We start from the raw sequence: 22,586 nt of genomic DNA, 5'->3' as shown, positions 1-22,586 counted from the left end.
CGCGCCTTCAGTGGTCTGCGCAATGGAGATACCGTCGTTAGCGTTACGGGAAGCCTGAGTCAGGCCTTTGATGTTCGCGGTGAAACGGTTAGCAATTGCCTGACCTGCCGCATCGTCTTTCGCGCTGTTGATACGCAGACCGGAAGACAGACGCTCGATAGCGGTACCCAGAGCAGACTGGGATTTGTTCAGGTTATTCTGGGTCAACAGCGACAGGCTGTTTGTATTAATGACTTGTGCCATGATCTTTTCCTTATCAATTACAACTTGATGTTATTGGGCTGTTGCCCACGGTTTCTCACCGTAACCCTTGTATCGGCACCTGAATTTCGAACTTTAGAAAATTTTTCACTTCCCCCGATCTTTTTCTTAGGCGGCGAAATAGCCGCTTTATGCATCATTATTCCGCGCATTATTTTTGCAAAATTATCATTAAACTTTGCCTCCAGATTGCCGATAACGCGCTTAACTACTGTTTGCAATCAAAAAGGAAGAAGGCATGGCTTCAATTTCATCATTAGGTGTGGGATCAAACTTACCGTTAGACCAGTTGTTGACAGACCTGACAAAGAACGAAAAAGGACGCTTAACGCCAATTACCAAACAGCAGAGCGCGAATTCGGCAAAGCTAACCGCTTATGGCACATTGAAAAGCGCATTAGAAAAATTCCAGACGGCAAATACCGCGTTAAATAAAGCGGATTTATTTAAGTCTACCGTGGCGTCCAGCACGACGGAGGATCTCAAAGTCAGTACTACCGCTGGCGCTGCCGCAGGGACTTATAAGATTAGCGTAACCCAGCTTGCCGCCGCACAGTCGCTGGCGACAAAAACCACCTTCGCAACCACCAAAGAGCAGTTGGGCGATACGTCGGTCACGTCCCGGACAATTAAAATTGAACAGCCGGGACGTAAAGAGCCGCTGGAAATTAAGCTGGATAAAGGCGACACCTCCATGGAGGCGATCCGTGACGCCATCAATGACGCCGACAGCGGTATCGCCGCCAGTATCGTTAAGGTCAAAGAGAACGAATTCCAGTTGGTGCTTACCGCCAATAGCGGTACCGACAATACGATGAAGATCACGGTGGAAGGCGATACAAAACTTAACGATCTACTCGCTTATGACAGCACCACCAATACCGGCAACATGCAAGAGCTGGTGAAAGCAGAAAACGCGAAGCTGAACGTAAACGGCATCGACATTGAGCGTCAGAGCAATACCGTAACCGACGCCCCTCAGGGGCTTACGCTCACCCTGACGAAGAAAGTGACCGACGCGACCGTGACGGTAACGAAAGATGATACCAAGGCGAAAGAGGCGATTAAATCCTGGGTGGATGCCTATAACTCGCTGGTGGATACCTTTAGCTCATTAACTAAATATACCGCCGTTGAGCCGGGCGAAGAAGCCAGCGATAAAAACGGCGCGCTGTTAGGCGATAGTGTGGTTCGTACTATCCAGACCGGGATTCGGGCACAATTTGCCAATAGCGGCAGTAATTCTGCGTTCAAAACAATGGCGGAAATTGGCATCACCCAGGATGGGACTTCCGGCAAACTGAAGATTGATGATGATAAGCTGACCAAAGTACTGAAAGATAATACAGCCGCAGCGCGTGAGCTGCTGGTGGGCGATGGTAAAGAAACGGGGATCACCACCAAAATTGCCACCGAAGTGAAAAGTTATCTGGCGGATGACGGCATTATTGATAATGCGCAGGACAACGTTAACGCCACGCTGAAAAGCCTGACGAAACAGTACCTGTCCGTTAGCAACAGCATCGATGAAACCGTTGCCCGTTACAAGGCCCAGTTTACCCAACTGGATACCATGATGAGTAAGCTGAATAACACCAGTAGTTATTTGACCCAGCAATTTACAGCTATGAACAAGTCCTGATAACAGAGGTCACCATGTACACCGCGAGCGGTATCAAAGCTTATGCGCAAGTCAGCGTGGAAAGCGCCGTGATGAGCGCCAGCCCGCATCAGTTGATTGAAATGTTGTTTGATGGCGCGAATAGCGCTCTGGTGCGCGCTCGCCTGTTTTTAGAACAAGGCGATGTTGTCGCGAAAGGTGAAGCGTTAAGCAAAGCCATCAATATTATCGATAACGGGCTGAAAGCCGGTCTCGATCAGGAAAAAGGCGGTGAGATTGCGACGAATCTTTCCGAGCTATACGACTATATGATTCGCCGTTTACTGCAGGCTAATTTGCGTAACGACGCTCAGGCCATCGAAGAAGTGGAAGGGTTACTCAGCAATATTGCAGAAGCCTGGAAACAGATTTCACCGAAAGCATCTTTCCAGGAGTCTCGTTAATGACCTCAACCGTGGAGTTTATCAACCGTTGGCAGCGTATTGCGCTGCTCAGTCAATCGCTGCTTGAACTTGCGCAGCGAGGTGAATGGGATCTCTTACTGCAACAAGAGGTCTCCTATCTACAAAGTATTGAAACGGTGATGGAAAAGCAAACTCCACCGGGCATTACGCGAAGTATTCAGGATATGGTCGCCGGATACATCAAACAAACGCTGGATAATGAGCAGCTCCTGAAAGGGCTGCTGCAACAGCGACTGGATGAACTCAGTAGTTTGATCGGACAATCCACCCGCCAAAAATCACTCAACAACGCTTATGGGCGTCTTTCCGGTATGTTACTCGTGCCAGATGCGCCTGGCGCCTCATAATATTTTCCCGTCTCGTATGAAAATTCTTCCATACTCCAGAGGTCGGCTAAACGACTTCTGGAGCACGGAAGATGAAAAACCCCACGTTATTGCAGTACTTCCACTGGTATTATCCCGACGGCGGTAAACTCTGGCCTGAGCTGGCGGAACGTGCTGATGGGCTGAATGATATCGGTATCAATATGGTCTGGCTACCGCCCGCCTGTAAAGGCGCCTCCGGCGGCTATTCCGTAGGCTATGATACCTACGACCTGTTTGACCTCGGCGAATTTGACCAAAAAGGAACTATCGCGACAAAGTACGGCGATAAACGCCAGTTACTGACGGCGATAGACGCGCTCAAAAAAAATAATATTGCGGTGCTGCTCGACGTCGTCGTGAACCACAAAATGGGGGCAGACGAAAAAGAACGTATTCGCGTTCAGCGCGTGAATCAGGATGACCGCACGCAAATCGATGACAACATCATTGAATGCGAAGGCTGGACGCGCTACACCTTCCCTGCCCGCGCGGGCCAGTATTCCAACTTTATTTGGGACTATCACTGTTTCAGCGGCATTGATCACATCGAGAATCCCGACGAAGACGGCATTTTTAAGATCGTCAATGACTATACCGGCGATGGCTGGAACGATCAGGTTGATGATGAGATGGGTAATTTTGACTATCTGATGGGTGAAAATATCGATTTTCGCAATCACGCGGTTACGGAAGAGATTAAATATTGGGCTCGTTGGGTCATGGAACAAACCCACTGTGACGGCTTTCGCCTGGACGCGGTAAAACATATACCCGCCTGGTTTTATAAAGAATGGATTGAGCATGTACAGGCGGTTGCACCAAAACCGCTGTTTATTGTCGCAGAATACTGGTCGCATGAAGTGGATAAACTGCAAACGTACATCGATCAGGTCGACGGGAAAACCATGCTGTTCGACGCGCCGTTGCAGATGAAATTTCATGAAGCCTCGCGCCAGGGCGCGGAGTATGACATGCGCCACATATTCACCGGCACGCTGGTAGAAGCCGACCCTTTTCATGCGGTGACGCTGGTCGCTAACCACGATACACAACCGTTACAGGCGCTGGAAGCGCCGGTAGAACCCTGGTTCAAACCATTGGCCTATGCGCTGATCCTGCTGCGTGAAAACGGCGTACCGTCAGTGTTTTATCCCGATTTATACGGCGCCAGCTATGAGGATAGCGGCGAAAATGGCGAGACCTGTCGGGTCGACATGCCGGTGATTAACCAACTGGATCGGCTGATCCTTGCTCGTCAGCGTTTTGCGCACGGTATACAAACTCTCTTTTTCGATCATCCTAACTGTATCGCCTTTAGTCGCAGCGGTACTGAAGAGAATCCAGGCTGTGTGGTCGTACTTTCCAATGGCGACGACGGCGAAAAAACCCTCCTGCTCGGCGACAATTACGCTAACAAGACCTGGCGTGATTTTCTGGGAAACCGCAGTGAGCATGTTGTAACTAATGATCAAGGCGAAGCGACGTTCTTCTGCAACGCAGGCAGCGTCAGCGTGTGGATCATTGAGGACGTGTGATGAGCGTTCCCGGCGGCAGAGCGCTGCCGGGAAGCGAAATTATGGCAGCGGCGTCGGCAGCGGCGTTTTTTCTAACGCGGCGGCGCACTCCGGCGTCGGACGAGCGACCCGTTGCAGCGTCATGCCATCATATTCCAGGGTATTCCCGTCGCGCTCAATCTCATAGAGCTCACGCTTAACCGTAACATTGGTTAAGTCATCGGAGAGCATGGTCAGCTTGCCCGGCAGAGCAATAACGCGCTGCCACTGGCGGCAGTCCAGCGTATCGCCTTCTTTAGTCACCACCAGGCTGGCGATAGCTTCAGGGCTCACCAGCTTACGTTGCGGGCCTTTTGACTGCCAGTACCCTTCCAGACCGGCCGGCGCGGGCGTTTTCACCACATCATTATAGTTTTCCACCTCGGCGCATCCGGCCAGAACCAGCAATGCGCCAACGATCGCTACTTTTTTCATCATTCATCCTGCATCAGAAGAAAGAGGAATTGTGGCATTAAAGCCCTGACGCCGCCAGCCTTTCCAGGCGCTGACCGCAATTTGATCCAGTCGGTATTACCGCTTATTAGGTGTAGGCAAATTCTGTGATCGGTGTAGTATGCGCACTTCTTGTTTCACACCTTCTGAGTTCAGAGGCTAAACACATGTCATGGCAACACTTCAAGCAAACCTGGTTAATTAAATTCTGGGCGCCGGCCCCTGCGGTGATCGCAGCCGGTATTCTCTCTACCTACTATTTTGGCATCACCGGCACGTTCTGGGCCGTGACGGGCGAATTTACCCGCTGGGGCGGGCAAATTTTGCAGCTTTTTGGCGTTCATGCCGAACAGTGGGGCTACTACAAGCTGATTCATCTGGAAGGTACGCCGCTGACGCGTATCGACGGCATGATGATCCTCGGCATGTTCGGCGGCTGTTTCGCCGCAGCGCTGTGGGCCAACAACGTAAAATTGCGTATGCCGCGCAGCCGAATCCGTATCGTACAGGCGGTGGTCGGAGGCATGATCGCTGGCTTCGGCGCGCGTCTGGCGATGGGGTGTAACCTGGCCGCCTTTTTTACCGGAATCCCGCAGTTCTCCCTACACGCGTGGTTCTTTGCGCTGGCGACCGCTATCGGTTCCTGGTTCGGCGCCCGCTTTACGTTGCTGCCGATATTTCGCATACCGGTGAAAATGCAAAAGGTCTCCGCGGCTTCGCCACTGACGCAGAAACCGGATCAGGCAAGACGGCGTTTCAGGCTCGGTATGCTGGTCTTTATCGGCATGATTGGCTGGGCGTTATTAACGGCAATGCATCAGCCGAAACTGGGGCTGGCGATGCTGTTCGGCGTCGGGTTTGGGCTGCTGATCGAGCGCGCGCAAATCTGCTTTACCTCGGCCTTTCGCGATCTGTGGATCTCCGGACGCGCCCATATGGCGAAAGCGATTATTTTCGGCATGGCGGTCAGCGCCATTGGTATTTTCAGCTACGTGCAGTTGGGCGTTGCACCTAAAATTATGTGGGCTGGCCCGAATGCGGTCATTGGCGGACTGCTGTTCGGTTTTGGCATCGTGCTGGCGGGCGGCTGCGAAACCGGCTGGATGTACCGCGCCGTAGAAGGCCAGGTGCATTACTGGTGGGTAGGCCTCGGCAATGTCATCGGTTCGACCATCCTGGCTTACTACTGGGATGATTTCGCGCCCGCGCTGGCGACCAGTTGGGATAAAGTTAACCTGCTGAATACCTTTGGTCCGCTGGGCGGTCTGCTGGTCACCTACCTGTTATTATTTGCCGCGCTGATGTTAATTATCGGCTGGGAAAAACGTTTTTTCCGCCGTGCGGGGCTGACGCCTGCTAAGGAATCTGTATGAAAAATATCGTCCCTGATTACCGTCTGGATATGGTTGGCGAACCTTGTCCGTACCCGGCGGTCGCCACTCTGGAAGCGATGCCGCAGTTAAAAAAAGGTGAGATCCTGGAGGTGGTGAGCGACTGTCCGCAGTCCATTAATAATATTCCACTGGATGCGCGCAATCACGGTTATACGGTGCTGGATATCCAACAGGATGGCCCGACAATTCGTTATCTGATTCAAAAATAAGCGCATACTCCCGCTGTACGTTACGGCGGGAGACCTTTTACGGCGTAACCGGCAAAAATCTAAAACGCATAAAAGAAATCAGACAAGGTCGTCTTGTGCGCCGTGGCATAAATCTATTATATAACGTATACCGTTTTAATTTTGACTGAGCCGATGAAAAACCCATGACTATTTTAAGCAAAACATAAAATAATTATTATTTTCCCTCTACGCCATAAAAGACTATCAGGTATTTATATTTTTACTCACTGACATTATCAGGTGATGATTTATTTATGCACAGCAGAAGCCAAAAAAATGATAAAATTTATTTTCATCTCCATTATTGGAGTCGTCTGTCTTGCCGCTGCCCGTTACTCACCCGTCACAGTGGTCAATGCACATCCGAGCGCCATTGCCCGCTGTCTCGCTGATAATCTGTCCCCGTATGGGTATATACTGGATCTCCATGAAACAGATATTCCAGGTATTAGTAAAGAATTTACCGTGTATTATCGCAACGGCGCATATATTGCAGGAACATTCTGGATTGCAAACTCAATGACAATAGCATCAGAACGAATAGTAGGAATGAATGGCGTCAGTAAACAGGCGTACCCTATTTTTAATAAGTCCCTGCAACAATGTGCAACCCGCTTATCAATAAAATGAGCGCGCCTCGCAAAAAACAAGCCCACATAATCACGCACTGGTTGCATGGGCGTCGCGTCCCCCGCCGCTGACGTAGGTAAGCGCCCGGGAGTTCGCTGCGGATGTGTTGTCAGCTCTGGCTTAAACCTGCATGGACATGACTTCCTGATACGCGGCGACCAGCTTATTGCGCACCTGAATCCCCATTTGCATGGAGACGGACGCTTTTTGCATATCGGCCATTACGTCATTAAGCGCAATGCCCGGCTCACCCAGAGTGAATTTTTCCGCCTGAACGCGCGCCACCGTCTGTCTGTCGCTAATACGATCCAGCGCAGCATGTAGCTGGCCGGCAAAACTCACCGTCGACTGCGAGTGCGTGTCTTGCCCGCGCGCGGCCATCGCCGTCGCCTGTAACTGGCTAATAACCCCTTCAATCCCCTGTATTGCTGCCATGCTATTCCCCTGGATGATTTTTTACGCAGCAGAGATTACCAGCTTGTCAATAAGATAAAGGCGTTAAATAACGATAAAAAACCTCGGTTTTTAGCGCATAGAAAAATTCGAAACCACAAATAATGAGACCGTCAATTTTTCGAGTTTGCTGACCCGGGAGTGAGTCTTGTTCCACTTTGCAAAAAACGCCGTCCACGATCAGTCACGAGGTGCGAGATGAGTGCGACTGCATCGACTGCAACCCAACCTAAACCTCTCGAGTGGCTTAATCGCCTACGCGCGAATCCCCGAATTCCGTTAATTGTGGCGGGTTCCGCCGCCGTGGCGATCGTCGTTGCGATGGTGCTGTGGGCTAAAACGCCCGATTACCGCACGCTATTTAGCAACCTTTCCGATCAGGACGGCGGCGCGATCGTCGCGCAGTTGACCCAGATGAATATCCCCTATCGCTTTGCCAATGGCAGCGGCGCGATTGAAGTGCCCGCCGACAAAGTGCATGAACTGCGTCTGCGTCTGGCACAGCAGGGGCTGCCTAAAGGCGGCGCGGTAGGCTTTGAACTGCTTGATCAGGAAAAATTCGGTATCAGTCAGTTCAGCGAGCAGGTGAATTATCAGCGCGCGCTGGAAGGTGAACTGGCCCGGACGATCGAGACGCTGGGTCCGGTAAAAAGCGCCCGCGTTCACCTGGCGATGCCAAAGCCGTCGCTATTTGTGCGGGAACAAAAATCCCCTTCCGCCTCCGTCACCGTCACACTGGAACCGGGACGGGCGCTGGATGAAGGACAAATTAGCGCCGTGGTACATCTGGTTTCCAGCGCTGTCGCCGGTTTGCCGCCAGGAAACGTCACTCTGGTCGATCAATCCGGTCATCTGCTCACGCAATCCAATACCAGCGGTCGCGACCTTAATGACGCGCAATTAAAATTTGCTAATGATGTGGAAAGCCGCATCCAACGCCGTATCGAAGCCATTCTGTCGCCTATCGTCGGGAACGGTAATGTTCACGCTCAGGTAACCGCCCAGTTGGATTTTGCCAATAAAGAACAGACGGAAGAGCACTACAGCCCGAACGGCGATGCGTCGAAGGCCACCCTGCGTTCACGTCAGTTGAATATTAGCGAACAGGTAGGCGCGGGCTATCCCGGCGGCGTGCCTGGCGCGCTGTCGAACCAACCAGCGCCGCCTAACGAGGCGCCGATCGCCACGCCGCCGACCAATCAACAAAACGCGCAGAATACGCCACAAACCAGCACCAGTACCAACAGTAACAGTGCTGGCCCGCGCAATACACAGCGTAATGAAACCAGTAACTACGAAGTGGACCGCACCATTCGTCACACCAAAATGAATGTGGGCGATATTGAGCGTCTCTCCGTGGCCGTCGTGGTGAATTACAAAACGCTGGCAGATGGCAAACCGCTGCCATTGACCGCCGATCAGATGAAACAGATCGAGGATTTAACCCGTGAAGCGATGGGTTTTTCTGATAAACGCGGCGATACGCTAAACGTGGTGAATTCACCGTTTAGCGCAGTGGATAACACCGGCGGCGAACTGCCCTTCTGGCAACAGCAGTCCTTTATCGATCAGTTGCTCGCGGCAGGTCGCTGGTTGCTGGTACTGGTGGTGGCCTGGATTCTGTGGCGCAAAGCGGTACGTCCGCAGTTGACGCGCCGTGTTGAAGAAGCGAAAGCGGCGCAGGAACAGGCACAGGTTCGCCAGGAAACCGAAGAAGCCGTGGAAGTACGCCTTAGCAAAGACGAGCAGCTCCAGCAACGCCGGGCTAACCAGCGTCTGGGCGCTGAGGTGATGAGCCAGCGTATTCGCGAAATGTCAGACAACGATCCGCGCGTGGTGGCGCTGGTCATTCGCCAGTGGATGAGTAACGATCATGAGTAATCTTAGCGGTACCGATAAAAGCGTCATTTTGTTGATGACCATTGGCGAAGACCGGGCGGCAGAGGTGTTTAAGCACCTCTCCACCCGCGAAGTGCAGGCGCTAAGTACGGCGATGGCTAACGTGCGTCAGATCTCCAACAAACAACTGACGGACGTACTATCAGAGTTTGAGCAAGAAGCGGAGCAGTTCGCCGCGCTGAATATTAACGCCAACGAATACCTGCGCTCCGTACTGGTTAAAGCGCTGGGCGAAGAACGCGCCTCCAGCCTGCTGGAAGATATTCTGGAAACACGCGATACCACCAGCGGTATCGAAACGCTCAACTTTATGGAACCGCAGAGCGCCGCCGACCTGATTCGCGATGAACACCCGCAGATTATCGCCACCATTCTGGTCCACCTCAAACGCAGTCAGGCCGCCGATATTCTGGCGCTGTTTGACGAACGTCTGCGTCATGATGTGATGCTGCGTATCGCGACATTTGGCGGCGTACAGCCGGCGGCACTGGCGGAGTTGACCGAAGTGCTGAATGGCCTGCTCGACGGTCAGAACCTGAAACGCAGCAAAATGGGCGGCGTAAGAACCGCGGCGGAAATTATCAACCTGATGAAAACGCAGCAGGAAGAAGCGGTTATTACCGCTGTGCGCGAATTCGACGGCGAACTGGCGCAGAAAATCATCGACGAGATGTTCCTGTTCGAAAATCTGGTGGATGTGGACGATCGCAGTATCCAGCGTCTGTTGCAGGAAGTGGATTCCGAATCGCTGCTGATCGCTCTGAAAGGCGCCGAACCGCCATTACGCGAGAAGTTCCTGCGCAATATGTCCCAGCGCGCCGCCGATATCCTGCGCGACGACCTTGCCAACCGTGGCCCGGTTCGTCTGTCTCAGGTGGAAAACGAGCAGAAAGCGATTCTGCTTATTGTGCGTCGTCTGGCGGAAACCGGCGAAATGGTGATTGGCAGCGGCGAGGATACCTATGTCTAATGAATTGCCGTGGCAAGTCTGGACCCCCGACGATCTCGCCCCGCCGCCGGAGACGTTTGTGCCGGTTGAGGCTGATAACGTGACCTTGACAGACGATACGCCGGAGCCCGAACTCACTGCCGAACAGCAGCTGGAACAGGAGCTGGCGCAGCTAAAAATACAGGCCCATGAACAAGGTTATAATGCCGGGCTGGCGGAGGGACGGCAAAAAGGACACGCACAGGGATACCAGGAAGGGTTAGCGCAGGGGCTGGAGCAAGGGCAAGCCCAGGCGCAGACGCAGCAGGCGCCGATTCATGCCCGTATGCAGCAGTTAGTGAGCGAGTTTCAGAACACGCTTGACGCGCTCGATAGCGTTATCGCCTCACGGCTGATGCAAATGGCCCTGGAGGCTGCGCGTCAGGTCATCGGCCAAACGCCGGCGGTGGACAACTCAGCGCTGATTAAACAGATCCAACAACTGTTGCAGCAAGAGCCGCTCTTTAGCGGCAAGCCGCAGTTGCGCGTGCATCCGGACGACTTACAGCGGGTGGAAGAGATGCTGGGCGCCACGCTCAGCCTTCACGGATGGCGGTTACGCGGGGACCCAACGTTGCATCACGGCGGATGTAAAGTCTCCGCCGATGAAGGCGATCTGGACGCCAGCGTCGCTACTCGCTGGCAAGAGTTGTGTCGCCTGGCGGCACCGGGAGTGCTCTGATGACCACGCGTTTGACCCGCTGGCTTACCGCGCTCGATAACTTTGAAGCAAAAATGGCGTTATTGCCGGCGGTGCGTCGTTATGGACGTTTAACCCGCGCCACTGGCCTGGTACTGGAGGCCACCGGTCTCCAGCTTCCGCTGGGCGCCACCTGCATTATTGAGCGCCAGGACGGTCCTGAAACCAAAGAGGTGGAATCGGAAGTCGTCGGTTTTAACGGCCAGCGTCTGTTTTTAATGCCGCTGGAAGAGGTCGAAGGCATTCTGCCCGGTGCCCGCGTTTACGCCCGTAACGGGCATGGCGACGGTCTGCAAAGCGGCAAACAGTTACCGCTCGGCCCGGCCCTGCTTGGTCGGGTGCTGGATGGCGGCGGTAAACCGCTCGACGGACTGCCTGCGCCGGATACGCTGGAAACCGGCGCGTTAATCACGCCGCCGTTTAACCCGCTACAGCGAACGCCAATCGAACATGTGCTGGATACCGGCGTACGCGCTATCAACGCGTTGTTAACCGTAGGGCGCGGTCAGCGTATGGGACTCTTTGCCGGTTCCGGCGTCGGTAAGTCGGTTCTGCTTGGCATGATGGCGCGCTACACGCGGGCGGACGTGATTGTCGTGGGACTTATCGGCGAACGTGGCCGCGAAGTTAAAGATTTTATCGAAAATATTCTCGGCCCCGACGGTCGCGCGCGTTCGGTGGTGATCGCCGCCCCGGCGGATGTCTCGCCGCTGCTGCGGATGCAGGGCGCCGCCTATGCCACCCGTATCGCCGAAGATTTTCGCGATCGCGGACAGCATGTGTTGCTGATTATGGATTCGCTGACGCGCTATGCGATGGCGCAGCGTGAGATTGCGCTGGCAATCGGCGAACCGCCAGCCACCAAAGGTTATCCGCCTTCGGTGTTCGCAAAGCTGCCGGCGCTGGTCGAGCGTGCCGGTAATGGCATCCACGGCGGCGGCTCTATCACCGCGTTTTATACCGTGTTGACCGAGGGGGACGACCAACAAGATCCCATTGCCGACTCGGCACGCGCAATCCTCGACGGGCACATTGTCTTGTCCCGCCGTCTGGCGGAGGCCGGGCACTATCCGGCCATTGATATCGAGGCGTCAATCAGCCGGGCGATGACCGCGCTCATTACCGAGCAGCACTATGCGCGGGTACGGCTATTTAAACAGTTGCTTTCCAGTTTCCAGCGTAACCGCGATCTGGTCAGCGTCGGCGCCTATGCCAAAGGCAGCGATCCGATGCTCGATAAAGCCATTACCTTATGGCCGCAACTGGAAGCGTTTTTACAGCAAGGCATTTTTGAACGGGCCGACTGGGAGGACTCTCTGCAGGCGCTCGATTTAATTTTCCCGACGGTGTGATAAAGCAGGAGGGCGACGATCATGGCACAACATGGCGCTCTGGAAACACTCAAAGATCTGGCCGAAAAAGAGGTAGATGACGCGGCGCGTTTACTGGGCGAAATGCGTCGCGGCTGCCAACAGGCGGAAGAACAGCTCAAAATGCTGATCGATTATCAGAATGAGTATCGCAGTAATTTGAACACCGATATGGGCAACGGCATCGCCAGTAATCGCTGGATCAACTATCAGCAGTTTATTCAGACACTGGAAAAGGCGATAGAGCAGCATCGCCTCCAGCTTACGCAGTGGACGCAAAAAGTCGACCTGGCGCTGAAGAGCTGGCGTGAGAAAAAGCAGCGACTTCAGGCTTGGCAAACCTTACAGGACCGACAAACCGCGGCAGCGCTGTTAGCTGAAAACCGCATGGATCAGAAAAAGATGGATGAATTTGCTCAGCGTGCAGCAATGAGGAAACCCGAATGATCACCCTGCCCCAACTGATCACCACCGATACCGACATGACCGCGGGTCTGACGTCAGGAAAAACCACCGGTTCAGCCGAGGACTTTCTGGCGCTACTGGCGGGCGCGTTAGGCGCAGACGGCGCACAGGGCAAAGACGCCCGCATCACGCTGGCCGATTTACAGGCGGCAAGCGGCAAGTTATCGAAAGAGCTACTGACCCAACATGGCGAGCCGGGCCAGGCGGTGAAGCTTGCCGACCTGCTGGCGCAAAAAGCGAATGCGACGGATGAAACGCTTACCGATCTGACACAAGCGCAGCATCTACTGTCTACGCTAACGCCATCGTTGAAAACCAGCGCTCTGGCCGCATTGAGTAAAACGGCGCAGCATGATGAGAAAACGCCCGCGCTGAGCGATGAGGAGCTTGCCAGTCTGAGCGCCTTATTCGCCATGCTGCCCGGACAACCTGTCGCGACGCCTGTCGCCGGAGAGACGCCGGCTGAAAATCACATCGCCTTGCCGTCACTGTTGCGCAGCGACATGCCATCGGCGCCGCAGGAAGAGACACATACGCTCTCTTTTAGCGAGCACGAAAAAGGGAAAACCGAGGCGTCGCTTGCGCGCGCCAGCGACGATCGCGCCACGGGTCCAGCACTGACGCCGCTGGTGGTCGCTGCCGTCGCGACCAGCGCGAAAGTGGAGGTGGATAGCCCACTCGCGCCAGTAACGCATGGCGCGGCAATGCCGACGCTCAGCAGCGCCACGGCGCAACCGCAACCGCTACCTGTCGCCTCAGCCCCGGTACTCAGCGCGCCGTTAGGCAGCCATGAATGGCAGCAAACGTTCAGTCAGCAGGTCATGTTATTTACGCGTCAGGGACAGCAAAGCGCGCAGCTTCGATTGCATCCGGAAGAGTTAGGTCAGGTGCATATTTCGCTCAAGCTGGATGACAATCAGGCGCAGCTCCAGATGGTATCGCCGCACAGCCATGTCCGCGCCGCGCTGGAAGCCGCCCTGCCCATGTTGCGCACTCAGTTGGCGGAAAGCGGCATTCAGTTGGGACAAAGCAGTATCAGTAGCGAAAGCTTTGCCGGACAGCAGCAGTCTTCATCGCAACAACAGTCTGCCCGCGCCCAACACCCGGACGCGTTTGGCGCTGAAGATGACATAGCGTTAGCGGCGCCGGCCTCGCTTCAGGCCGCCGCGCGCGGCAATGGCGCAGTGGATATCTTCGCCTAACGCCAGAGGTAGCATGATTATCCGCGTCTTTTCCACGCTTTGTCGTGGACAGGACACGGGATAATCAGCCAATAAGCAGTACCGAAACAGGAAGCCCGTATCAGATGACTGACTCCGCGATTAACAAAAAGAGCAAACGCTCGATTTGGATACCTTTGCTGGTGTTGATTACCCTCGCCGCCTGCGCGACCGCCGGTTATAGCTACTGGCGTATGCAGCAGCAACCGACCACGAACGCTAAAGCGGAACCGGCTCCGCCGCCCGCGCCGGTATTTTTTGCGCTGGATACGTTTACCGTCAATCTGGGCGATGCGGATCGCGTGTTGTATATCGGCGTGACCCTGCGTCTGAAAGACGAAGCGACGCGCGCGCGATTAAATGAATATCTGCCGGAAGTGCGCAGCCGTCTGCTGTTGTTGTTTTCCCGTCAGAATGCCGCCGAGCTCTCAACAGAAGCTGGCAAACAAAAACTGATTGCCGCCATTAAAGAGACGCTGGCCGCGCCGCTCGTTGCCGGACAACCAAAACAGGTCGTCACTGACGTGCTTTATACAGCTTTTATTCTGCGGTAACGATATGGGCGATAGTATTCTTTCTCAGGCTGAAATCGATGCGCTGTTGAACGGCGACAGCGACACCAAAGACGAACCCACTCCCGGTATCGCAAGCGATAGCGATATTCGCCCTTACGATCCCAATACCCAGCGTCGCGTCGTGCGTGAACGCTTGCAGGCGCTGGAGATTATTAACGAGCGTTTCGCACGCCAGTTCCGGATGGGATTATTTAACCTGCTGCGCCGCAGCCCGGATATTACCGTGGGCGCCATACGTATTCAGCCGTATCACGAATTTGCGCGTAACCTGCCGGTACCGACCAACCTGAACCTGATCCACCTGAAGCCGCTACGCGGCACCGGGCTGGTGGTGTTCTCGCCGAGTCTGGTGTTTATTGCCGTCGATAACTTGTTCGGCGGCGACGGTCGTTTTCCGACCAAAGTCGAGGGCCGCGAGTTTACCCATACGGAACAGCGTGTCATCAACCGTATGCTGAAACTGGCGCTGGAAGGCTATAGCGACGCATGGAAAGCCATTAATCCGCTGGAGGTGGAGTATGTGCGTTCCGAAATGCAGGTGAAATTTACCAATATCACCACCTCGCCGAACGATATCGTCGTCAATACGCCGTTTCATGTGGAGATCGGCAATCTGACCGGTGAATTTAACATCTGTCTGCCATTTAGCATGATCGAGCCGCTGCGTGAGCTGCTGGTGAATCCGCCGCTGGAAAACTCGCGCCATGAAGATCAGAACTGGCGTGATAACCTGGTACGCCAGGTTCAGCACTCTGAACTGGAGCTGGTGGCCAATTTTGCCGATATTCCGTTACGTCTTTCCCAGATTTTGAAGCTGAAACCCGGCGATGTACTGCCGATTGAAAAACCCGACCGCATTATTGCTCATGTGGACGGCGTTCCGGTACTCACCAGCCAATATGGCACCGTAAACGGACAGTATGCGCTACGCGTAGAACATTTGATCAACCCAATTTTGAATTCGCTGAATGAGGAACAGCCCAAATGAGTGACATGAATAATCCGTCCGATGAGAATACTGGCGCATTGGATGATCTGTGGGCTGACGCGTTAAACGAGCAAAAAGCGACCACCAATAAAAGCGCCGCCGACGCGGTTTTCCAACAGCTTGGCGGCGGCGATGTCAGCGGTGCTATGCAGGATATCGATCTGATTATGGATATCCCGGTCAAACTGACCGTAGAGCTGGGCCGCACGCGAATGACCATTAAAGAACTGCTGCGTCTGACGCAGGGGTCGGTCGTCGCGCTGGACGGGCTGGCGGGCGAGCCGCTGGATATCCTGATTAATGGCTACCTGATTGCCCAGGGTGAAGTGGTCGTCGTGGCGGATAAATACGGCGTACGTATCACCGATATTATTACGCCATCCGAGCGTATGCGTCGTTTGAGTCGTTAATGATGAAGACAGAGGCCACGGTTTCTCAGCCCACCGCGCCAGCCGGATCGCCGCTCATGCAGGTGAGCGGCGCATTAATTGGCATTATTGCGCTCATTCTGGCGGCGGCCTGGGTGATTAAGCGTATGGGATTCGCGCCCAAAGGAAATAGCGTCCGGGGACTCAAGGTGTCAGCCAGCGCCTCGCTTGGCCCGCGCGAACGCGTGGTGATTGTCGAGGTCGAAAATGCGCGCCTGGTACTGGGCGTGACCGCCTCGCAGATCAACCTGCTGCACACCCTCCCGCCCGCGGAGAATGACACGGAAGCGCCCGTTGCCCCACCGGCGGATTTCCAGAACATGATGAAGAGCTTACTCAAGCGTTCCGGGAGATCCTGATGCGCCGTTTGTTATTCCTTTCTCTGGCGGGTCTGTGGCTTTTTAGTCCCGCCGTCGCTGCGCAACTGCCGGGGCTTATCAGCCAACCATTAGCGGGCGGAGGCCAAAGCTGGTCATTATCCGTCCAGACGCTGGTTTTCATCACCTCGCTGACGTTTCTGCCGGCGATTTTACTGATGATGACGAGCTTCACGCGTATCATCATTGTTTTTGGCTTGTTGCGTAACGCGCTGGGCACGCCCTCGGCACCGCCAAATCAGGTGTTACTCGGACTGGCGTTGTTTTTGACCTTTTTTATTATGTCGCCCGTCATTGACAAGATTTACGTGGATGCTTACCAGCCGTTTAGCGAGCAGAAAATTTCTATGCAGGAAGCGCTGGATAAAGGCGCGCAACCGTTACGCGCGTTCATGCTGCGCCAAACCCGCGAAGCCGATCTGGCGCTGTTTGCCCGTCTGGCCAATAGCGGTCCGTTACAGGGACCGGAAGCAGTACCGATGCGTATCCTCCTGCCCGCTTATGTCACCAGCGAATTAAAGACGGCGTTTCAGATCGGTTTTACGATTTTCATCCCTTTTTTGATTATCGACCTGGTGATCGCCAGCGTACTGATGGCGTTAGGGATGATGATGGTGCCGCCAGCGACAATCGCCCTGCCGTTTAAGCTGATGCTGTTTGTGCTGGTCGATGGTTGGCAACTGCTTGTGGGGTCGCTGGCCCAAAGCTTTTACAGTTAGAGGCGCAAAATGACTCCTGAATCCGTCATGATGATGGGCACCGAGGCGATGAAAGTCGCTCTCGCCCTGGCTGCGCCGCTGTTACTCGTCGCGCTGATTACCGGCCTCATTATCAGTATCTTGCAGGCCGCGACTCAGATTAATGAAATGACGCTGTCGTTTATCCCTAAAATCGTCGCGGTATTCATCGCAATTATCGTTGCCGGCCCGTGGATGCTCAACCTGCTGCTGGACTACGTACGCACTCTGTTCAGCAATTTACCTTATATCATCGGATAAACAGAACGATGATTCAGGTTACAAGCGAGCAATGGCTATACTGGCTGCATCTCTATTTCTGGCCTTTGCTGCGCGTACTGGCGCTGATTTCAACGGCGCCAATCCTCAGCGAGCGCGCTATTCCCAAGCGGGTAAAACTGGGGTTGGGAATAATGATTACCCTCGTTATCGCGCCGTCGCTACCGGCAAACGATACGCCGCTTTTTTCTATTGCCGCCTTATGGCTGGCGATGCAACAAATTCTGATCGGTATTGCGCTGGGATTTACCATGCAATTCGCCTTTGCGGCGGTGCGTACCGCAGGTGAGTTTATCGGTCTGCAAATGGGGCTTTCCTTTGCCACCTTCGTCGACCCGGGCAGCCACCTGAATATGCCGGTTCTGGCGCGTATTATGGATATGCTCGCCATGCTACTGTTTCTCACCTTTAATGGCCATTTGTGGCTTATTTCGCTGCTGGTCGATACCTTCCACACTCTGCCCATCGGGAGTAACCCGGTGAACAGTAATGCATTTATGGCGCTCGCCAGGGCCGGAGGGCTCATTTTCTTAAACGGACTGATGCTGGCATTGCCGGTCATTACCCTCCTGCTTACGCTCAACCTGGCGCTGGGGCTATTAAACCGCATGGCGCCGCAGCTCTCGATATTTGTTATCGGTTTCCCGCTTACCCTCACCGTCGGCATTATGCTGATGGCCGCGCTAATGCCATTAATTGCGCCGTTTTGCGAACATTTATTCAGCGAAATTTTCAATTTGCTTGCTGATATTGTTAGCGAGATGCCGATAAATAATAACCCATAATTTTTATCCTGTTTTACTAAGGTTTATCCGAAAATAAATTTTAAAAAACATTCACCAGGATATATCCGCTGCCCCTTATTTGTTTTTACTTCACTCACATAACGCAACATTCACTTTACTTTAAGATGATTCCTGGCAAATTATATGTAACTTTACGGGATAGTAAGTTCGCCTGAAAAACCGCGTAAGCGTTGTCTAAGGTGACTATTCGTGTTCCGTCTGATTATGGTGAGTTATTCAGGTAAGGGGAATTATCGTTACGCATTGAGTGAGGGTATGCCATGTCAACGATTATTATGGATTTATGCAGTTACACCCGGCTAGGGTTAAGCGGGTATCTGGTCAGCAGAGGGGTGAAAAAAAGGGAAATCAACGACATCGAAACCGTTGACGAACTCGCTATCGCTTGTGGCGCGCATCAGCCTTCGGTGGTGTTTATTAATGAGGACTGTTTCATTCATACGCCTTCAGACAGTCAACAAATAAAGCAAATCATTAATCAACATCCTGACACGTTATTTATTGTTTTTATGGCAATTGCTAATGTGCATTTTGATGAATATTTATTAGTAAGAAAAAACTTATTGATTAGCTCAAAATCGATTAAACCTGACTCGCTGGATACCATTCTTGGCGATATTCTGAAAAAAGAGTCGGGTATTTCAGGAACCATAAATTTACCAACATTATCGTTAAGTCGAACTGAATCCAGCATGTTGCGAATGTGGATGGAAGGTCAGGGAACCATTCAGATTTCTGACAGAATGAATATTAAAGCAAAAACAGTATCCTCCCATAAGGGGAATATAAAAAGAAAGATAAAAACGCATAATAAACAAGTGATCTATCACGTAGTACGGCTGACAGATAACGTCACTAACGGCATTTTTGTTAACATGCGCTGAGACATCCGGACTGGCAATGTACCTCCAGTCCGGCTCAATTAGTCCTGCTCCGCCTTCTCGACAAAAATACCATCCTGGTGACCTGACTCATTGAAGAACCAGATGCCGAGCGGGTAATCCTCCAGCGAAACCAGGTACATTGTGCCTTCACTAAATTCTTCCACTGCCAGTACCACGCCCGGTCGGCGGGGACCGCCGTCCGTTTTAACGGTTACCCGATCATTCACCTTCATCATTTTCCTCCTGTCGCTTTGTGCCAGTGTAGAACAATTTTCTGCGTCTGACAGCGCCTTGCCGGCGTGTTTGCTGGTTTTCTCAACGGTCTATACTTAGGCTGTCAGGAACCCGTGAGGTAGTGAAGATGAAAACGGCAAAAGAGTACAGTGATACGGCCAAGCGCGAAGTGAGCGTCGATGTAGATGCGCTACTGGCGGCCATCAATGAAATCAGCGAAAGCGAGGTTCACCGTAGCCAGGAAGATCCTGAGCGGGTGAGCGTAGACGGACGGGAATATCATACATGGCATGAATTAGCTGAAGCATTCGAGCTGGATATTCATGATTTTAGTGTAACAGAAGTAAACCGTTAAAAATGGCCGAAAAAAATCCCGGCCCTACGGGTCGGGATCAAACTTGCTTATGCAAGAAGCACTTGAAAATTCGTTACACCAGGAAATCTGATGTGAGATTTACCTTATCTGCAATTTTTTTGCATGACAAGTAAATATTTTTTACATGAATGATTAAGCGCGCTAATAGTTCGGTAGCAAAAGTGTGACAACGCATGTGCTGCCTGGAAGCGACGGGATCGGTTCCAGTTAGCGTTCGACTTCTTTCGGGTGTGCTTTAGGACTTTTCCTGGAAATAAGCCCGCCGTTGCAACGGAAAATGAGGAAAAAATGCTCTCAATCCATGACCCCTTGCTGATTTTTACCGATCTGGACGGCACATTGCTGAACAGCCACACTTTTGAGTGGCAGCCCGCGGCCCCCTGGCTTACTCGCCTGCATGAAAGCGGCGTGCCCGTGATCCTCTGTAGCAGTAAAACCGCGGCTGAAATGCTCCAGCTCCAGACGACATTAAATCTACAGGGACTGCCGCTGATTGCGGAAAACGGCGCAGTGATCCAACTGGACGTTCATTGGGAAGACCATCCCCACTATCCCCGTCTGATAGCCGGTATTTCTCACAACGAAATCCGCCTCGTCCTGCATAAATTGCGTGAAAAGGAACAGTTTAAGTTCACCACGTTTGATGACGTTGACGATCAGGTGATAAGCGAATGGACGGGCCTAAACCGGGCACAGTCTGCCCTAACCCGTCTGCATGAAGCGTCGGTGTCGCTGATCTGGCGCGATAGCGATGAACGCATGGCGCAGTTTGTCGCCCATTTAAATGACCTGGGACTGCAATTTGTCCATGGCGCCCGTTTCTGGCATGTGCTGGACGCCTCCGCCGGTAAAGATCAGGCTGCTAACTGGCTGATAGAAGCATATCGTCGGCAGTGGCGCGCGCGTCCTCTGACGTTGGGGCTAGGAGACGGCCCCAATGATGCGCCCTTACTGGATGTGATGGATTATGCGGTTGTCGTTAAAGGACTAAACCGGGAGGGCGTACACTTGCGTAACGACGATCCTCAGCGCGTCTACCGTAGCCAGAACGAAGGGCCGGATGGCTGGCGCGAAGGCATGGACTATTTCTTTTCCCGCTCCTGAGTCGCGTCGCTGGCGCAAATACGGTTACGTCCGGACTGTTTGGCGTAATAAAGCCGTTTGTCGGCCAGCGACTGCAACTGCTCAAAATCATAGTCGCCGTATTCCTCCGCGCTACTGATCCCCATTGACGCGCTGATACGAAGCGTCGTGCTTTTCGTCACCAGAATCTCTTTGTCATTAATGCGCTGGCGTATGCGTTCGGCAATCTGCAGCGCCTGCGCTTTCGTCGCGCCGGGCAGCACGATACAAAACTCTTCGCCCCCTACCCGTCCGGCGATGTCGTGCGCTCGAATGGTGCTGCCAATGAGCCCAGCGGCATGGGACAACACGCGATCGCCTGCCTGATGACCAAAGCGATCGTTAACGCTTTTAAAATAATCTAAATCCAGCTGTATCACAGAAAATGGCTGGCGGGCTTCCCGGTAGCGCTTTGCCAGCCTGGACGCTTTTTCAAACAGCGCGCCACGGTTATATAGCCGGGTCAGCGGATCGTGCCATGCCTGCCATTGCAGCGAATTTTGCAGAACAAACATGTTTTTGACCATATGTCGAATAACGCCCCAGGAGATCAACAGCATCGCCGTAAAAAGCACCCATAACAGCGTCAGCGCGATACTAATACTGCCAAAATTCCCTTGTATGCCTTCACGTAATGTATGCACGCGCAGCAGGACACCATCAAAATGATCCAGCCGCTCCCAGCTTACATAATGCGTTCCTAAACGCAGCCCACCCAGGGTATCTTTTTCTATTTCACGCGCCAGTAAGGCGCGCTCACGGTCATTTAACGTATTCGCGGTTTGTTGTTCCGGCGCGGAGTCCGTCAACAAACGGAGATGGTTATCGTATAGCTGATATTCCCCTTCAATATCCTTTTCGGCCGCATCGCGCAGGAACCGCTGTAGTGACGCGACGGGAATATCCATTGCCAGTACGCCATACCAGTAATTATCGTGATCCAGCGGTAGACTGGCTGTCACTTTTTTCTGCTCGTCAGCAACATAGGGCTGTGCGGAGGTAAACCACCGCACGCCGCGCTGTGGATTACGCCGTTGGCTTTGCTCGATAAACCAGAGCTGGGTCACGTACTGATAGTAACGGGAGACAATATCGCTACCGTACGCCGTAGGGAGAGTTGAGAGGTAAAACCCTGAGCGAGAAACATACATCGTCTCCAGCGTCAGCATGGCGGATGAGCGCGCCAGACGCGCCAGATACCCTAACTCCAGCGTGGCGGTCAATTCATTTGCCAGGTCACGACTCTCCCGCGAAAGAAGCGTCGTCCGGGCGACAAATTGATCGGAAACGCCATATAACGGCAATGTCCGCCGCTTATCCAGCTCCAGTTGCCAGAAATGTCTGACGCGTCGTTGCTCAAACTGCGTCACCGCGCTTTGCAATGCGGAAAAAGCCAGCGGCGCCACCAGCGCTTCATGCATACCGTTGCGTAAAAAGATCAACCTGTCCATGTTGAATTGCAGTTGGCGGTCAAGGACATTCGCGACGCTCCCCAGATGATTGCGCTGACTGGCGACATACGCGTCTTTCAGTATCATCACTTCCCGCCAGGTAAGTAGCGTCGAGAACAGCATCACGATCAGAAAACAGGTGTTGACGACATGACCGGGACCAAAACGCCGCGCCAGCTTTTTAAACCAGCCTTGATTATCTAACAGTGTTTCGTGCGGCACCCTGGTAACTCCTGGTTATTGATACAACGCCCCCTGAT

Annotated in this window: 27 protein-coding genes and 1 pseudogene; 23 read left to right on the top strand and 5 right to left on the bottom strand. The window is 53.3% G+C overall.

Annotated features, from left to right (window positions below; translation table 11 throughout):
• Positions 1-243, bottom strand: a pseudogene (locus tag ACLD3P_RS08895) (flagellin FliC); the annotation flags it as partial.
• A gap of 256 nt (positions 244-499) precedes the next feature.
• On the opposite strand from ACLD3P_RS08895, the gene fliD reads away from it, so the two are divergent.
• The 4 genes from fliD to amyA all read left to right on the top strand — a co-directional run bounded on the left by fliD (position 500) and on the right by amyA (position 4,249).
• A complete protein-coding gene (gene fliD, locus ACLD3P_RS08890; protein WP_000146808.1) occupies positions 500-1,903 on the top strand; it encodes a flagellar filament capping protein FliD in 1,404 nt (467 codons plus the stop codon).
• Between the two features lie 14 nt (positions 1,904-1,917).
• On the top strand, positions 1,918-2,325 hold the full coding sequence (gene fliS, locus ACLD3P_RS08885) for a flagellar export chaperone FliS (RefSeq protein WP_000287764.1): 408 nt from the start codon (positions 1,918-1,920) through the stop codon (positions 2,323-2,325).
• On the top strand, positions 2,325-2,693 hold the full coding sequence (gene fliT / locus ACLD3P_RS08880) for a flagella biosynthesis regulatory protein FliT (RefSeq protein WP_000204899.1): 369 nt from the start codon (positions 2,325-2,327) through the stop codon (positions 2,691-2,693). The genes fliS and fliT overlap by 1 nt, the downstream gene beginning before the upstream one ends.
• A gap of 71 nt (positions 2,694-2,764) precedes the next feature.
• Positions 2,765-4,249 (top strand): alpha-amylase, encoded by a 1,485-nt coding sequence (gene amyA / locus ACLD3P_RS08875; protein WP_131046121.1) that lies wholly within the window; start codon positions 2,765-2,767, stop codon positions 4,247-4,249.
• Between the two features lie 39 nt (positions 4,250-4,288).
• On the opposite strand, the gene yedD is transcribed toward amyA, so the two are convergent.
• Entirely contained in the window at positions 4,289-4,702 is a 414-nt protein-coding gene (gene yedD / locus ACLD3P_RS08870) for a lipoprotein YedD (protein ID WP_000754694.1), read from the bottom strand.
• Between the two features lie 185 nt (positions 4,703-4,887).
• Here yedD and yedE point away from each other — a divergent pair, with 185 nt between their 5' ends.
• From yedE to ACLD3P_RS08855, 3 genes are all read left to right on the top strand, one after another.
• Positions 4,888-6,093, top strand: a complete 1,206-nt coding sequence (gene yedE, locus ACLD3P_RS08865) for a selenium metabolism membrane protein YedE/FdhT (RefSeq protein ID WP_001531105.1) — start codon at positions 4,888-4,890, stop codon at positions 6,091-6,093.
• Positions 6,090-6,323 (top strand): sulfurtransferase-like selenium metabolism protein YedF, encoded by a 234-nt coding sequence (yedF, locus tag ACLD3P_RS08860; RefSeq protein ID WP_000790504.1) that lies wholly within the window; start codon positions 6,090-6,092, stop codon positions 6,321-6,323. Before yedE ends, yedF begins: the two co-directional genes overlap by 4 nt.
• A 264-nt stretch (positions 6,324-6,587) precedes the next feature.
• Complete coding sequence (locus ACLD3P_RS08855) at positions 6,588-6,974, top strand: hypothetical protein (protein ID WP_131046295.1); 387 nt, start codon at positions 6,588-6,590, stop codon at positions 6,972-6,974.
• A 120-nt stretch (positions 6,975-7,094) separates the two neighbouring features.
• Here ACLD3P_RS08855 and fliE read toward each other — a convergent pair whose 3' ends face one another.
• Positions 7,095-7,409 (bottom strand): flagellar hook-basal body complex protein FliE, encoded by a 315-nt coding sequence (gene fliE, locus ACLD3P_RS08850; protein ID WP_023197111.1) that lies wholly within the window; start codon positions 7,407-7,409, stop codon positions 7,095-7,097.
• Between the two features lie 216 nt (positions 7,410-7,625).
• Here fliE and fliF point away from each other — a divergent pair, with 216 nt between their 5' ends.
• From fliF to rcsA, 14 genes are all read left to right on the top strand, one after another.
• Positions 7,626-9,308 (top strand): flagellar basal-body MS-ring/collar protein FliF, encoded by a 1,683-nt coding sequence (gene fliF, locus ACLD3P_RS08845; protein ID WP_001276832.1) that lies wholly within the window; start codon positions 7,626-7,628, stop codon positions 9,306-9,308.
• On the top strand, positions 9,301-10,296 hold the full coding sequence (gene fliG / locus ACLD3P_RS08840; protein WP_000067735.1) for a flagellar motor switch protein FliG: 996 nt from the start codon (positions 9,301-9,303) through the stop codon (positions 10,294-10,296). Before fliF ends, fliG begins: the two co-directional genes overlap by 8 nt.
• Complete coding sequence (fliH, locus tag ACLD3P_RS08835) at positions 10,289-10,996, top strand: flagellar assembly protein FliH (RefSeq protein WP_000064158.1); 708 nt, start codon at positions 10,289-10,291, stop codon at positions 10,994-10,996. Before fliG ends, fliH begins: the two co-directional genes overlap by 8 nt.
• Entirely contained in the window at positions 10,996-12,366 is a 1,371-nt protein-coding gene (gene fliI, locus ACLD3P_RS08830; protein WP_000213257.1) for a flagellar protein export ATPase FliI, read from the top strand. The genes fliH and fliI overlap by 1 nt, the downstream gene beginning before the upstream one ends.
• Before the next feature lie 21 nt (positions 12,367-12,387).
• On the top strand, positions 12,388-12,831 hold the full coding sequence (gene fliJ, locus ACLD3P_RS08825) for a flagellar export protein FliJ (RefSeq protein ID WP_000046981.1): 444 nt from the start codon (positions 12,388-12,390) through the stop codon (positions 12,829-12,831).
• On the top strand, positions 12,828-14,051 hold the full coding sequence (fliK, locus tag ACLD3P_RS08820; RefSeq protein WP_131046123.1) for a flagellar hook length control protein FliK: 1,224 nt from the start codon (positions 12,828-12,830) through the stop codon (positions 14,049-14,051). Before fliJ ends, fliK begins: the two co-directional genes overlap by 4 nt.
• Before the next feature lie 104 nt (positions 14,052-14,155).
• On the top strand, positions 14,156-14,623 hold the full coding sequence (fliL, locus tag ACLD3P_RS08815; protein ID WP_000132169.1) for a flagellar basal body-associated protein FliL: 468 nt from the start codon (positions 14,156-14,158) through the stop codon (positions 14,621-14,623).
• 4 nt (positions 14,624-14,627) lie between these two features.
• Positions 14,628-15,632 carry a flagellar motor switch protein FliM gene (gene fliM / locus ACLD3P_RS08810; RefSeq protein WP_000502811.1) on the top strand — a complete coding sequence of 335 codons (1,005 nt, stop codon included), beginning with the start codon at positions 14,628-14,630 and terminating at the stop codon, positions 15,630-15,632.
• The gene (fliN, locus tag ACLD3P_RS08805; RefSeq protein ID WP_001282111.1) at positions 15,629-16,042 is read left to right on the top strand and encodes a flagellar motor switch protein FliN; all 414 of its coding nucleotides are present in this window, start codon (positions 15,629-15,631) and stop codon (positions 16,040-16,042) included. Before fliM ends, fliN begins: the two co-directional genes overlap by 4 nt.
• Complete coding sequence (fliO, locus tag ACLD3P_RS08800; protein ID WP_000978276.1) at positions 16,042-16,419, top strand: flagellar biosynthetic protein FliO; 378 nt, start codon at positions 16,042-16,044, stop codon at positions 16,417-16,419. The genes fliN and fliO overlap by 1 nt, the downstream gene beginning before the upstream one ends.
• Positions 16,419-17,156 (top strand): flagellar type III secretion system pore protein FliP, encoded by a 738-nt coding sequence (gene fliP / locus ACLD3P_RS08795; RefSeq protein ID WP_023231005.1) that lies wholly within the window; start codon positions 16,419-16,421, stop codon positions 17,154-17,156. Before fliO ends, fliP begins: the two co-directional genes overlap by 1 nt.
• Before the next feature lie 9 nt (positions 17,157-17,165).
• Entirely contained in the window at positions 17,166-17,435 is a 270-nt protein-coding gene (fliQ, locus tag ACLD3P_RS08790; protein ID WP_000187355.1) for a flagellar biosynthesis protein FliQ, read from the top strand.
• Positions 17,436-17,443: 8 nt separating this feature from the next.
• Positions 17,444-18,238 carry a flagellar biosynthetic protein FliR gene (fliR, locus tag ACLD3P_RS08785; RefSeq protein ID WP_000616953.1) on the top strand — a complete coding sequence of 265 codons (795 nt, stop codon included), beginning with the start codon at positions 17,444-17,446 and terminating at the stop codon, positions 18,236-18,238.
• 281 nt (positions 18,239-18,519) lie between these two features.
• Positions 18,520-19,143, top strand: a complete 624-nt coding sequence (gene rcsA, locus ACLD3P_RS08780; protein ID WP_000103971.1) for a transcriptional regulator RcsA — start codon at positions 18,520-18,522, stop codon at positions 19,141-19,143.
• Between the two features lie 38 nt (positions 19,144-19,181).
• Here rcsA and dsrB read toward each other — a convergent pair whose 3' ends face one another.
• Positions 19,182-19,376 carry a protein DsrB gene (gene dsrB / locus ACLD3P_RS08775; RefSeq protein WP_000867218.1) on the bottom strand — a complete coding sequence of 65 codons (195 nt, stop codon included), beginning with the start codon at positions 19,374-19,376 and terminating at the stop codon, positions 19,182-19,184.
• Positions 19,377-19,504: 128 nt separating this feature from the next.
• On the opposite strand from dsrB, the gene yodD reads away from it, so the two are divergent.
• Entirely contained in the window at positions 19,505-19,732 is a 228-nt protein-coding gene (gene yodD, locus ACLD3P_RS08770; protein WP_000844798.1) for a YodD family peroxide/acid resistance protein, read from the top strand.
• Between the two features lie 309 nt (positions 19,733-20,041).
• Positions 20,042-20,857 (top strand): mannosyl-3-phosphoglycerate phosphatase-related protein, encoded by an 816-nt coding sequence (locus ACLD3P_RS08765; protein ID WP_131046125.1) that lies wholly within the window; start codon positions 20,042-20,044, stop codon positions 20,855-20,857.
• On the opposite strand, the gene dgcQ is transcribed toward ACLD3P_RS08765, so the two are convergent.
• Positions 20,836-22,548 (bottom strand): cellulose biosynthesis regulator diguanylate cyclase DgcQ, encoded by a 1,713-nt coding sequence (dgcQ, locus tag ACLD3P_RS08760; protein WP_131046127.1) that lies wholly within the window; start codon positions 22,546-22,548, stop codon positions 20,836-20,838. The two genes, ACLD3P_RS08765 and dgcQ, sit on opposite strands and share 22 nt — an antisense overlap.
• Positions 22,549-22,586 lie beyond the last annotated feature (38 nt).

Origin of the sequence: Salmonella sp. 741265073_HBA (assembly GCF_046569105.1) — a bacterium.
In the GTDB taxonomy this organism is placed as follows: domain Bacteria; phylum Pseudomonadota; class Gammaproteobacteria; order Enterobacterales; family Enterobacteriaceae; genus Salmonella; species Salmonella enterica.
This window is presented reverse-complemented; position numbering and strand designations above follow the sequence as displayed.